We start from the raw sequence: 13,263 nt of genomic DNA on the forward strand, positions 1-13,263 counted from the left end.
TTCAGGGTGATAAAGTTAGACATTGCTTCTGGCAAGCAGGTATAGAAAATAAGGAGCGCCGATAACGGCCACAACAATTCCCGCGTGAATCTCCGACGGTTGAATAATAGTCCGGCCGAGCGTGTCTGCAAACAGGAGCAGCAGCCCTCCCAGGAGGGCTGAAGCAGGCAGGGCCAGCGCATGGTTGGGGCCGACCAGTCTCCGTGCTATATGTGGAGCAATCAGCCCGACAAAGCCGATGCCGCCGCTGATAGAAACTGCCGAGGCTGCAAGCGCTACAGAGGCGAAGGTGAGCAGAAGGCGTTCTTTTTCCACCCGAAGGCCAAGCCCCTTCGCCATCTGTTCGCCGAATGTAAGCGTATCGAGAGCCCGCCACCGGTAATAAATAAAAACCGACAAAATAATAAACCAGGGAAGAAACGAATATACATAAGGCCAGGTGGAACCGTAGATTCTTCCCGCCAGCCATATAGCCACAAAGTCAAACTGCTCCGGCTGCAGACGCAGCATCAGGACGGTCATTAGGGCATTAAGCCCGGCGGCTACTGCAATGCCGGTCAGTATCATTCTCATTGGCACAAGCCCGAGCTGCCGGTCATAAGCAAGAATATAAATTAGCGCTGCAGCAAGCAGCCCGCCAATGAGTGCGAATACCGGCAGCAGATACGGAGAAGCAGCACTAACAGTACTGAAAAATGAAATATACAAAACAACGAATAATCCTGCCCCGGTAGTAATACCGAGAATGCCCGGGTCCGCCAGGCTGTTACGGGAAATTCCCTGCAGTACGCATCCCGAAACGGCTAGAGCGGCGCCGACAAGCAGCGCGATAACAATCCGGGGGAGGCGGAATTGAAATAACACGAGACTTTGGTTACTGTTGCCGAACCCAAACAGCGTCTTTAATACTTCGAGCGGCCCTAACGGGGTTACTCCAGAATTCATGCTGAACAGCAGCACGGTAAATATTAGAACAGCAAGCGAACTGAACACGAAAATGCGGCGTCTGCGGCGCTTGCGTTCCCACTCGCCTGAAAATATAGAATGCATTTAGAGCTCCCTCCTCTCGCGGCGGGCGATGTATAAAAAGAATGGTACGCCGATAAGAGCAAAAAGAGAGCCGAGAGGAGTTTCATATGGCGGATTAATGATCCGGGCGCCGATATCGGCAAGCGACATGAAAATGCCGCCTGTCACAATGGAGCACGGAATGATAGCCCTGTAGTCGACCCCTACAAAAAAACGGACGACGTGAGGGATAACCAGGCCGACAAATCCGATGGGACCGGCAATAGAGACTGCAATACCGGCGAGAAACAGAACGGCAAGCGTGCAGAGTAATTTAATCAAGCCAACACGCTGCCCCAGTCCTGAAGCAATGTCGTCCCCAAGGCTTAAAATAGTAACGGACCGCGAAAGGGTGACCGCAAACAAAAGCGCCCCTCCCATCCATGGCAGGGCGGGGAGCAACTGCTCCCACCGGACGCCGGAAAGCCCGCCGGCATACCAAAAGGCAATGTCCTGGCTGAGATCAAAGTGAATGGCGATACCTTCGCTTAGCGCAGTAAACAGAGCATTGATTGCGGCCCCGGCAAGCACCATGCGAAGCGGAGTTAAGCCGATGCGCGAAAGTGAGGCGATGCCAAAGATCAACCCCATGCTGATTGCCGCTCCCAAAAACGAAAAGACAATCAGCAGATTATAAGAAAGACCCGGCAAAAATGCAAAGCAGATCGCTACCATGAAAATCGAGCCTGCGTTAATGCCGAGAATCCCGGATTCTGCCAGAGGATTTCTTGTCATTCCCTGCATAATAGCACCGGCTACGGCAAAGCAGGCACCAACAATAACATCTGCAATAGCTCTGGGGAGACGCAGCTCGCGTATAACAACATGGTCATTTATGGAAGCGTCGTAATGAAACAAGGCGTTCCAAACAGTCCCAAGCTCCACATCTGCTGCGCCTACAGAAATTGAAAGTAAAAATATAAAGCCCAGTATAGGAAGGCCGATAATAAACATTAGAACAGCTGTTATAGGACGTGAAGTAATATCGTCTTTATAGGTGGACGGTTCTGTTTGTTGACGCATGTTATATCCTCTTTCAGCACTAAAAAATCATTCTGTAGTGATAATCATTATCAATCAATACTTATCATATCAGCTGTATTTCTTTCTGTCCATGTTTTCCTGTATAAGCAGCGGCAATACAAAAATCCGGACTCTTTCCAATCGAATAGAGTCCGGATTTGTATGAGTTTTATTTCTTCCAATTATCTTATTTAAAATCTAAATAATTATGTGAATTAAACTTTTATTCAGCCAGCCGGCTCATCTGTTCAGCAGGCAGGACAGTATCCGGAGAATTTGCCGTTACGCAGATGACAATACCTGAGGGATCGTTGACATAAAAAGCATTTTCTTCGCGGTGAAATGAATAGCCGGCTGCTTCCAGCCGTTCGGCGACGGGTTCGAGAGCGGGGGCAGAGGAAAGCATAATCGTGTACATGTCAAGTCCCGTGTTTTGTATGGAAGCTTTAGGGGCCTGTCTTCCGGCCCATGGGTTGAGCCCAACGTGATGGTGATAGCCGCCGGCGGCTATAAAAAAAGCAGGAAATTTCTTCGGATCAGCAGTTAATTCAAATCCAAGCCCATTAACATAAAAATGATAAGCCTCTTCCATGTCGTGGACATGCAAATGAACGTGGCCCATTTTCGTGCCGGACGGAACTCCGTGCCACTTTATCCCTTCTCCCTCCTGGAGCAGCTGATGTTCGTGCAGGGGGTCCACCGTCATGTGCACGAACCCGTCAGCATCATATTTCCATTCCTCCCGTGCCCGGTCACGATAAACCTCGATGCCGTTGCCGTCCGGATCAGTCAGATAAAGGGCCTCACTGACACTGTGGTCGGCAGCTCCGAAATGCTCGCCCACATCGTGGAGATGGTGTATGAAAGCTCCCAGGGAGGCGCGGTCCGGAAGCAGTACAGCAAAGTGATACAGGCCGGCATAAGTGCGCGGAGGGGTAATGGAACCTTCCACTTTCCGCAGCATCACGAGCGGGAGCCCGTCCGATGGCACGCCGAGCACGGCAGCGGAAGATGAACGCCCGAGTAACCTTAGGCCGATTACATGCTCATAATAGGCAGCTGCCCGGTCGATATTCTGTACTCTAAGCTGCACGGGCCCGAGAGAAAAATCGGTATCAATTACATTAGTCATGCTGCATTCTCCTTTAATTTTTAGAATAGAACGAAAGCAGGTCTCAGTTTCATCATACTGGGAAGAAGGGTGGGAATGGAAGTGCCCACTTTAAAGTGGTATAGTACCCCAAATGATACTAATGAGCACCATTTCTGCAAAAGGTATAATAAAGGGTTTCTTTTATCCCGGGCAGGAGAGAGTGGGGGGGAACGAGAAGAAAACAAAAACACTTTTATTACAGGCAAGGGGGCAGAGGGATGAACGAGAAAAGCAGTTTATCAGCAGTCGACAGGTACAATTTTTCTGGTACGCCCGAAGAAAGGGAGCTTAAGAACGCGATTGTTTCTGCAGAAATTGAAGGGTTTATTTTTTCAGAAAAAGACATCGAAGCCGTGCGTAAGCTCCGCGACGGGGAAATGACTATTAAAGAAGTGACAGCTTTTGTAGCGGAAGGGCGTTTATAATATGGGTGAATCCTATTATACGTATGGGGACAGCGGCGTGCTTGTGAACAAGATGAATTTTCGGGAAAAAGCCAAAGCAGAGAAAATCGAACAGATTATTACTACGTACCGTCTGCAGCAGATGATGACGGCAAAAAAAGTGCTGGGATCCTTCGATGAAGAGCATATACGGCGTATTCACCGTCGGCTGTTTTCCGATGTATACGCCTGGGCAGGAGAGTTCCGTACGGTGGATCTTGCTAAAGGAAGAACATCCTTTCTACCCGCAGCGTTTATTGACCGAGGTCTGCGCCACCTCAAGGAGTCTGTCCAGGAAAAAAATCAAAAAACGTATGCAGAAAGGGAAGCTTTTGCCGAAGCCTTTGCCCCAATCTACAATGACCTTAATCACATTCATCCATTTCGGGAGGGGAACGGTAGAATGCAGCGGGAGTTTATTCGCCAGCTTGCCTGGCACCACGGCTACGATATGAACTATACCCCTGTTCAACAGAAAAAACTGTTTGAAGCCTCCGTGGATGACGATGAAAATAAAGCCGCTGGAGCACTGGTGGAAGGGTTGATCGAAAGCTGAAAAAGCAGCCTCCCATGGGAAGCTGCTTTTGGCTTATTGCTTTTCAATTAAACCGCCCTGTCGTGAAGAACGTGGCTTCGGGCTTGCAAGGGGCCGCGAAGCGGCAATTTTTCCTTTAGCTGTACTGAGGACAAAAGCGGTGGCTATAATGGAAAGCGTGGAGTAAGCGCCTGCGATTAAGCCGACAGAAGCGAGTCCTACAGCTACAGCAATTACATCAAAAGATAAATTGACTTTACCGGGGTTCCACTGGAGCCGCCGCTGAAGGAATAAAGCGAGTATGTTCGCGCCTCCAAGCGAGGTGTTATTCATAAATAAAATCGAAATGCCTGCTCCTATGCTGATCCCGCCGAAAATGGCTCCGGCAGCAGGTTGTATACTGAAAGCAGGAAGAAAATAATCAAGGCTTGTAAGAGCAGAAAGCAGAGACACGGCGGCGATTGTATTCAACGTGAACTTCCACCCCATATGCACGATAGAAAACACGTAAAAAGGCAGGTTAATCAAAAAGAACACGGCCGAAAAAGATAGCGGGAGTAAATACGTTAATCCAAGCGCCAGGCCTGCGGTGCCCCCTGTGACCAAATCAGCGTGCTGAAGCAGAATAATGCCGAAGGCAGCTAACAAACATCCGGCGAGGACTTGTAGTAGATTGGTTATGTTTATCAACGGTCGTCTCTCCTTCAACAATAGGTTACTTTAATTATAAGAAAGAACAAGGAACGAGTGAATGGTTATATGAAGGATAATTAGCCTAAAATGAATAAAAATGAATACATATTTGATTATTTACATTCAATAAGAAAGGTGTAGTGCATTCATATGGATCAAATTGATATCAGCATGCTTGAGATCCTCCAGGAGGATGGGAGAATATCCGTAAGTGATTTATCCAAAAAATTAAATTTAAGCCGTCCAAGCGTGTCAGAACGAATGATAAGGCTGCAGGAAAAAGGAATTATTGATCAGTTTAGTGCCGTGGTTCCGCCGGCTGCTGTAGGTCGGGACACGCTGCTCATGATTCAGGTAAGCGAACTGAAGGACACCATTCAGCATTTTGAAAAAATGATCGCAGAGGATACCCGCGTGCTTGAGTGTCACCGTGTGACCGGCGAGGTCAGCTATTTTATTAAAGCGGCAGTAGAGGGAATGGAAAGCTTAAGGGAGCTGGTCGATACCCTGATTTCCTATGGAAACATTAATACATCGATCGTACTGAAATCACCGGTTGAACGCAGAAAAATACTGCCTGAACACCGGGAGGAGGAGTAGCCGGTTTTCTTCCGCGGACAGAGTAATTGTGATAAGATTAATATGAATTATAGAGCGAGAGTATATACAATAATAGGGGGAGAAAGATATTGGTGAACGAACGTGAAGCGTTGCAGCGTGTCATCGAAAACGTGCAGCAGGTTGTAGTCGGAAAAAAAGCTGAGATTGAATTGAGCCTGACTGCACTCCTGGCCGGCGGGCATATTCTGCTTGAAGATGTCCCCGGCGTGGGAAAGACGATGATGGTACGGGCGATTGCCAGGTCCATTGGCGCTAGTTTTAAACGAATACAATTTACTCCGGATCTTCTCCCGTCAGACGTTACAGGCGTTTCTATATACAATCAGCGGACGATGGAGTTTGAATTCCGCCCCGGCCCTTTAATGGGAAACGTTCTGCTGGCAGACGAAATTAACCGTACCTCTCCAAAAACACAGTCGGCTCTGCTGGAGGCTCTGGAGGAAAAAAGCGTGACGGTGGACGGGGAGACGCGAAACCTTGAGCGTTTATTTTTCGTAATGGCCACACAGAATCCTGTGGAATACGGAGGGACGTATCCTCTTCCGGAAGCGCAGCTCGACCGCTTCCTCTTTAAGCTGCGCCTCGGTTACCCGACAGAAGAACAAGAAATCAAAGTGCTTGAACGGGTGGAATTTACACATCCGATTGACGAGCTCTCCTCTGTTATGAGCCTTGAAGATGTCTTGAAGGCTCAGGAACTCGTGAAAGATGTACATGTGGATCATTCGGTGAAACAGTACATTGTCTCTATCGTGCGGGAAAGCAGAAACCACCGCGATATTTATCTTGGTGTAAGTCCGAGGGGTTCCATTGCGCTGATGAAGGTGTCACAGGCGTATGCTTTTGTGAGGGGAAGAGACTACGTGACACCCGATGATGTAAAGTATCTTGCTCCCTTTGTAATGGGGCACCGTCTCATTCTGCAGACAGATCAGCAGATGGCGGACAAAGACGGGGAGAGCGTGGTGAGAGATATCTTATCAAGTCTTCGCGTGCCTTCCTCGGACAGTGATTCGGCGGTACGGCCATGAAAAGGTTTTTGCGGATTGGCAGAAAAGTAATGCAGCTGGCAGCTGTTGTGGCTGCATTAGCTGTATTATTTATTTACGCCATGTTTCAAGGGGGGTTTGTCAGCTGGTTTTTGTTCTACAGTGTAACGACCCTTGCGGTGATGCAATTATTATTATTAGTTTATCCCCTCCGTTCCTTAAAGGCTGAGCGCAGGCTCGGTGCTGACATGCTTTCATTTAACGGGCACACAGAGGCTGTAGTGACGTTAGAGAAAAGAATTCCGCTTCCGCTGATGTATGTAAAGATTCGGGATCATCAGCCATATGGAGTCCGGGATTGGGAAGCGTCAGCTGAAACTCTTGTTTTTCCTTTTTTTCAAAAGCGGGTATCCTATTCGTACAGCCTGAGGGGAAGAAGACGGGGAAAGCACAGCATCGACTATCTCCAAGTCCGTTCCGGCGACTTGTTTGGCTTTGTAGAAAAAGACTATGACATTTCGGTGTCTTCGACGGTAGTAGTACTTCCAAGAATGAGAAAGCTGGCAAACTGGAATACGGCGGCAGACAATTCTTCAGAATCAGTATCGCTTTCGCAGCGGATAAAAAACGAATCTGTCAACGTGGCAGGGGTCAGAGATTATACACCCGGGGACCGGATGGCCAATATTGACTGGAAAGTGACAGCCCGAGCTGGAAAACTTGTTACAAAAGAATTTGAAGCTGAAAAAGGAGAGGGTTATTTTCTGCTGCTTGAAAATGCAGCTGATATGTCTGCTGAGCCATTTGAAGCAGCGGTGGAATTTGCTGCTTCGTTAACCGAATACGCCTACCAAACGAAGATGCCCGTTGGTTACGGGGTCACGGCTTCCGAACAGCCCCTGCAGCAGCCAGATACCTCGAAGGAGCATTTCCAGCGTATTTATCAAGGCCTGGCGTATGTGGAGTTGATTCCAGAAACGGAAGCTTCGCCGTTTTTACGAAAAGCCCCGGGGCTTGAAGCGTTAATTTACGTGACCCCGGTACTAACTAATACTAGAATCAAAGAGTTAAAGCAGTGGGCCGGGCAAAAGCGTTCAATTATTGTAGCACTGCTTCCTGACGAAAGCGGGTTCTCCCGCCGTGAAAGTGTGGAAGCGCTGCGGCATGCCAATATTCATATTTACTATGTTCAGCCGGGGGATGCTGGCTTTGAGGTGCTATAGAGGAGGCATAATTATTTGGTTAAACCGGAGCATACCTGGAAAAAGTTGATTGTTTATATTCTTGGTTATTTTCTATTGGCAGAATGGCTGCTCCCTTTGCCGGAAGCAACCGGAACAGGGTCAGTGACCGTGTTTATGGTGGTTTCTGCAGCGTTTTTTATTGTAATTTATCTGCGTCCGCCCTGGTGGGCAGTAGTTGGCAGTATACTGCTGATTATAATGGCAGGGGTAAACAGCGTTTTTTATGAGGGATCGCCGCTGCAGCTGAACTGGCTGGTTTCTATGGTGGCGGAAGTGCAGACAAATGTTGTTTATATCATCAGCGGCCAATGGTATGCACTGACAGATATGTTCCGGAGTGTACTGTTTATGCTTCTGCTCGCTATCATGAGCTACTTGATTTATTTTTGGGTGGTGCAGTCTCGCAGGATTTTACTGTTTCTGACATTCACAATTATTTATATTGGGGTCATGGATACATTCTTTGAGTACGATGGAATGTTTGCGATTATACGTACCTTCGTTATAGGGTTTCTGCTTTTGGGGATGCTTCAGTGGGAGCGTATTGTGTTACGCGCAACAGACAGGAAGGCCCAGAGAACAATTTTTGTACGGTGGACGCTGATTATGGCTGCCTTTTTAATTACTGCCGGAGGTGTAGGGGTGCTTGCCCCTAAAAGCGAACCCCGGTGGCCTGACCCCGTTCCGTTTTTAACATGGGGGGAGAGCAGCACCGGAAGCTCCCAGGGCGTGCAGAAGATTGGATATGACGGCACCGATGAACGGCTTGGCGGCGGCTTTCAAATGAGTGACATGCCCGTGTTTACAGCCTCCGGGGATATTAACGGATATTGGCGGGGGGAAGCAAAAAACGTATATACCGGCCTTGGTTGGGAAATAGATACCCCTGGCGAAACGTCTTTAGAAGCTGGTTTATACGATGAAAGTATCGAAACAGAAGAACAGGAAGTAAATATTGAAATGGCGGAAACCCAGGAGTTTGATTTTGCCTTTTATCCGGGCTCTTTTTTGTCTATTGAAGAAGACGTGGAAACGTCAGCGAATGCTTGGACGACCCAGGTATCGTTTGGGGCCGAAGGGGAGGCGGCATCATTAAATAATTATACTGTAGCGTATGAAACGGCAGACTTTCCAGTGGAAGAGATGAGCGCCGTTACTGATAATACAGAGGACCCGGAAGAAATCATCGAATATTTTACACAGTTACCGGAGGATCTGCCTGGAGAAATTCAGGAGCTTGCTGAAGACCTTACAGCTGATGATGACAACCGCTATGCGAAAGCGAGAACGGTGGAAAGATATTTACGGGGCCCTGATTTTTCCTACCAAACGACAAATATTCCAGCTCCATCGGAAGGCGGGGATTACGTAAGCCAGTTCTTGTTTGAATCACGCGCCGGTTATTGTGATAACTATTCGACTTCGATGGCTGTGCTGCTTCGGACGCTTGATATACCCACGCGCTGGGTCAAAGGTTTCACAGAAGGTGACCAGGCGCCGGGAAATGAAAATGAGGTAGAGGTCACAAATGAAAATGCGCATTCCTGGGTGGAGGTGTATTTTCCTGAGGTCGGATGGGTGCCGTTTGAACCGACGAAAGGTTTTTCCTCAGATTTTAACTACACGTATGAAAACAATGAAGCTGCAGAAGAAGCTCCAGAAATTGAAGAAGAGGAGCCGCAGGAAGAGGAAGCCGCCCCTGAAAAAGAAGAGGCAGCACCTGAGGCAGGGAATGTAGGCGATGAACAGGAGGATGCATCCGGAGAAGAAAGCTTCGACTGGAAGCTTCTGCTATGGGCGCTGCTTACAACAGCAGTTCTCCTCGTTGGAGCGGGATGGCTCTTCCGGAAAAAGCTGCTGAGTGCCTACTTTCTTTTCAAATACCGTCATATGAAGTCTGACACAGAATTTATGAACGCCTATCAGGCCCTGATACGGCTTCTGCAGACAGCGCGCGTGAAACGAAATGCTGGCGAAACGCTGCGGGAATTTGCTGGACGGGTGGACGAAGTCTATGACACAAGCGATATGGAGCGTCTGACGGAAAAATATGAGCGACTGTATTACGGACGCAAAACAGGTGACGGAGCCGAGCCGGAAACGGTGGCAATATGGAAACGAATGGTAAAGAAAATCCGTTCTTGACCGGCCTGAAGCCGGCTGTTAAAATTTATTTCATGTTTACAGGTGAATACCTCGTATAGTTTGGGATCAGGCTCAAATGTCTCTACCCGGCCGCCGGAAAATGGCTGGACTACGAGGGCAGTGAGAGGCAGTCGGCAGCAGAAGCCTAGCTGTATGCCTCCAAGTTGAAGCTGCTTTCGTATATTACGAAAGCAGCTTTTTTTGGTCTGCGAAGGAAAAATTATTACTGAAACATCCGAGGCCCGGGGAGCTGCAATCGAAATCAGACAGTTGCCGGGAAGCGGTCATTCCTTTAAAGTAAACCTTGCACGTACATATTTGAAAAACAGTTAGGGGTAAAAACAATGAGCGTAGGAAATATCAGTGAAACGATTATTGTCCTGGACTTTGGCGGCCAGTATAATCAATTGATTACACGCAGAATCAGGGATCTCGGCGTTTTTAGTGAGCTGCATCCGAATACGATCAGCGCAGAAAAAATTAAAGAATTAAATCCAGCGGGGATTATCTTTTCCGGCGGCCCGAACAGCGCGTATGCCGAAGGCGCGCTTACCTGTGATCCAGCTATTTTTGACCTGGATATTCCTATTTTGGGAATTTGCTACGGTATGCAGCTGATGACGCTGCATTACGGAGGAAAAGTGGAAAAAGCCCAGCATAGGGAGTACGGCAAGGCAGATATCCATGTGCAGGCGAACCCGGTGCTATTTGAAGGCCTGCCGAAAACCCAGAACGTGTGGATGAGTCATGGGGACTTAATTGTCGAGCCGCCGGAAGGTTTTACGGTGGATGCAACCAACCCATCATGTCCGGTAGCTTCCATGAGCGCTCCGGAAAAGAAAATGTATGGCGTTCAATTCCATCCGGAAGTACGCCACACTCAGTTTGGCGATGACATGCTGAAAAACTTTGCTTACCGTATTTGCGGATGCTCAAGCGAATGGACAATGGCAAATTTCATTGATGAGCAGGTGGACGTTATTCGTGAGCAGGTGGGCAGCCGTAATGTTCTTTGCGCATTGAGTGGCGGTGTGGACAGCTCGGTAGCCGCAGCACTTGTTCATAGGGCAATCGGGGACCAGCTTACATGCATGTTTATCGATCACGGCCTGCTGCGCAAAGAGGAAGCTACAGGCGTTATGGAGTCTCTTGGACGTGGTTTTCAAATGAATATCGTGAAAATAGACGCGGCAAAACGTTTTCTCGATCAGCTCAACGGCGTGAGTGATCCAGAACAAAAACGGAAAATTATCGGTAATGAATTCATATACGTGTTTGAAGAAGAGGCAGGAAAGCTTGAAAATGTGGATTTTCTTGTTCAGGGTACGCTGTATACAGACGTTATTGAAAGCGGAACGGATACAGCACAGACGATCAAGTCCCACCACAATGTTGGCGGCCTGCCGGAGGACATGAAATTTGATCTGATCGAACCTTTAAATACGCTGTTTAAAGATGAAGTCCGCAAGCTCGGCACGGAACTTGGAGTGCCGGATGAAATTGTTTGGCGGCAGCCGTTCCCAGGGCCGGGACTGGGGATTCGTGTGCTCGGAGAGATCACGGAGGAGAAGCTTGAAATTGTGCGTGAATCAGATTATATACTGCGGGAAGAAATCAAAAATGCCGGCCTTGACCGTGAAATCTGGCAGTACTTCACGGCGCTCCCGGATATGAGAAGTGTTGGCGTAATGGGCGACAGCCGTACGTATGACTACACTGTCGGTATTCGGGCGGTTACGTCGATTGACGGTATGACTTCAGATTGGGCCCGTATTCCATATGACGTTCTCGAAAAGATTTCCACAAGAATTGTCAACGAAGTCCAGCACGTTAACCGTGTAGTGTATGATGTCACGTCTAAGCCGCCTTCGACGATTGAGTGGGAGTAAGGTTTACAGCTTAACCTCCAAGATTAATATATAATAGAACAAGAGAGAGTTTTGCCTGGGGAGAGGAAAGAGAGGAAGAGATAAGAGTATGGATCGTTTTTTTGAATTTGCGAAGAATGAGACGAACTACAAGAAAGAATCGTTAGCCGGTTTAACGACTTTCCTTGCGATGGCGTATATTTTATTCGTCAACCCCAGTATTTTAGCCGAAGCCGGAATGAACGAATCCGCCGTTTTTGTGGCAACAGCATTAGCAGCGGCCATTGGGACACTAATTATGGGGCTGCTTGCCAGGTATCCGATAGCTCTGGCCCCGGGGATGGGGCTTAATGCCTTTTTCACATATTCCGTGGTGTTGACAATGGGGATTCCCTGGGAGCTTGCTTTATTCGGGGTGTTCTGCTCCGGAATGATTTTTATCGGTTTAACAACATTTGGCATTAGAGAGAAAATTATCAATGCGATTCCAGAGGAGCTGAAGTATGCCGTCTCTGCCGGTATTGGGCTGTTTATCGCCTTTGTCGGCCTGCAGGGGGCACAGATTGTGGTAGCGGACGAGTCTACTCTCGTCACGCTCGGTACACTTACTTCCGGACCGGCTGCTCTTGCGGCATTCGGGCTTCTTGTCACTGTCATACTGATGACGCTTGGCGTCCGCGGTGGGATTTTTTACGGAATGGTGGTGACAGCGCTGGCTGGAATTCTCGTGGGCCAGATTCAGCCGCCGGGCCAGATTGTCTCCGGGGTGCCAAGTATTGCCCCGACCTTCGGAGCGGCTTTCACCTCTCTTGCTGACTTTTCGTGGGACTCAAGCTTTATTATTGGATTCATCATCGTTGTCCTCACGTTTTTGTTTGTAGATTTTTTTGATACAGCAGGGACGTTGTTCGCGGTAGCCAATCAGGCTGGATTTGTAAAAGACAACAAACTTCCGCGTGCCGGCCGCGCACTGGTGGCCGACTCATCGGCGACCGTCATCGGTTCGATTCTGGGAACATCGACGACGACAGCATATATTGAATCTTCAGCTGGTGTAGCTGTCGGTGGCCGCACTGGCTTTGCTTCCATTATTACAGCGCTGCTTTTCCTTACCGCTTTGTTTTTCTCACCGCTGCTTGGCGTAGTAACAAGTGCTGTAACGGCTCCGGCTCTTATTATTGTTGGGGCGCTGATGGTATCGTCGCTTCGTTTAATTGAGTGGCATCGTCTCGAAATTGCCGTGCCGGCTTTTTTAACCGTGGTATCCATGCCGCTTACCTACAGCATTGCGACCGGTATTGCCATGGGCTTTATCTTCTACCCGATCACGATGGTTCTGACTGGGAGAGGAAAGCAGCTGAACCCGATTATGTACGTTTTGTTTTTTGTATTTATTATCTTTTTCCTATTTTTAACACCGTAGCAAGCAGCACGTGCTTCCTGAAGGAGGCGCGTGCTTTTTGTTTTTTTATCTTCTGCAT

General features: G+C 48.4%; 12 protein-coding genes and 1 riboswitch. Of the genes, 8 read left to right on the forward strand and 4 right to left on the reverse strand.

All coding sequences use genetic code 11. The features are described from left to right. Positions 1 to 15: 15 nt before the first annotated feature. The 3 genes from B5066_RS01485 to B5066_RS01495 form a co-directional block, all read right to left on the reverse strand. Positions 16 to 1,050, reverse strand: coding sequence for a FecCD family ABC transporter permease (locus B5066_RS01485; RefSeq protein WP_079474193.1), 1,035 nt, complete (start codon positions 1,048 to 1,050; stop codon positions 16 to 18). Then, on the reverse strand, positions 1,051 to 2,091 hold the full coding sequence (locus tag B5066_RS01490) for a FecCD family ABC transporter permease (protein ID WP_079474194.1): 1,041 nt from the start codon (positions 2,089 to 2,091) through the stop codon (positions 1,051 to 1,053). Between the two features lie 223 nt (positions 2,092 to 2,314). Beyond that, complete coding sequence (locus B5066_RS01495) at positions 2,315 to 3,223, reverse strand: VOC family protein (RefSeq protein ID WP_079474195.1); 909 nt, start codon at positions 3,221 to 3,223, stop codon at positions 2,315 to 2,317. 239 nt (positions 3,224 to 3,462) lie between these two features. Between B5066_RS01495 and B5066_RS01500 the strand changes: the two genes are divergently transcribed. Both B5066_RS01500 and B5066_RS01505 read left to right on the forward strand, forming a co-directional pair. After that, entirely contained in the window at positions 3,463 to 3,669 is a 207-nt protein-coding gene (locus B5066_RS01500) for a hypothetical protein (RefSeq protein ID WP_079474196.1), read from the forward strand. A gap of 1 nt (position 3,670) precedes the next feature. After that, positions 3,671 to 4,243, forward strand: coding sequence for a Fic/DOC family protein (locus B5066_RS01505; RefSeq protein WP_079474197.1), 573 nt, complete (start codon positions 3,671 to 3,673; stop codon positions 4,241 to 4,243). A 33-nt stretch (positions 4,244 to 4,276) separates the two neighbouring features. Here B5066_RS01505 and B5066_RS01510 read toward each other — a convergent pair whose 3' ends face one another. Further along, positions 4,277 to 4,912, reverse strand: a complete 636-nt coding sequence (locus B5066_RS01510) for a YitT family protein (RefSeq protein ID WP_244897325.1) — start codon at positions 4,910 to 4,912, stop codon at positions 4,277 to 4,279. Positions 4,913 to 5,065: 153 nt separating this feature from the next. Between B5066_RS01510 and B5066_RS01515 the strand changes: the two genes are divergently transcribed. The 6 genes from B5066_RS01515 (at position 5,066) to B5066_RS01540 (ending at position 13,205) form a co-directional block, all read left to right on the forward strand. Further along, positions 5,066 to 5,515, forward strand: a complete 450-nt coding sequence (locus tag B5066_RS01515; RefSeq protein WP_079474198.1) for an Lrp/AsnC family transcriptional regulator — start codon at positions 5,066 to 5,068, stop codon at positions 5,513 to 5,515. 92 nt (positions 5,516 to 5,607) lie between these two features. Continuing rightward, a complete protein-coding gene (locus tag B5066_RS01520; RefSeq protein ID WP_079474360.1) occupies positions 5,608 to 6,567 on the forward strand; it encodes an AAA family ATPase in 960 nt (319 codons plus the stop codon). Then, complete coding sequence (locus B5066_RS01525; protein WP_079474199.1) at positions 6,564 to 7,748, forward strand: DUF58 domain-containing protein; 1,185 nt, start codon at positions 6,564 to 6,566, stop codon at positions 7,746 to 7,748. The genes B5066_RS01520 and B5066_RS01525 overlap by 4 nt, the downstream gene beginning before the upstream one ends. Before the next feature lie 15 nt (positions 7,749 to 7,763). Further along, positions 7,764 to 9,914 (forward strand): transglutaminase TgpA family protein, encoded by a 2,151-nt coding sequence (locus B5066_RS01530; RefSeq protein WP_079474200.1) that lies wholly within the window; start codon positions 7,764 to 7,766, stop codon positions 9,912 to 9,914. A 31-nt stretch (positions 9,915 to 9,945) separates the two neighbouring features. Then, positions 9,946 to 10,046, forward strand: a riboswitch (purine riboswitch). Positions 10,047 to 10,258: 212 nt separating this feature from the next. Then, positions 10,259 to 11,803 carry a glutamine-hydrolyzing GMP synthase gene (gene guaA, locus B5066_RS01535; RefSeq protein ID WP_079474201.1) on the forward strand — a complete coding sequence of 515 codons (1,545 nt, stop codon included), beginning with the start codon at positions 10,259 to 10,261 and terminating at the stop codon, positions 11,801 to 11,803. Between the two features lie 88 nt (positions 11,804 to 11,891). Next, positions 11,892 to 13,205 (forward strand): NCS2 family permease, encoded by a 1,314-nt coding sequence (locus B5066_RS01540; protein WP_079474202.1) that lies wholly within the window; start codon positions 11,892 to 11,894, stop codon positions 13,203 to 13,205. Positions 13,206 to 13,263 lie beyond the last annotated feature (58 nt).

The organism is Marinococcus halophilus, assembly GCF_900166605.1.
GTDB classification, from domain to species: domain Bacteria; phylum Bacillota; class Bacilli; order Bacillales; family Marinococcaceae; genus Marinococcus; species Marinococcus halophilus.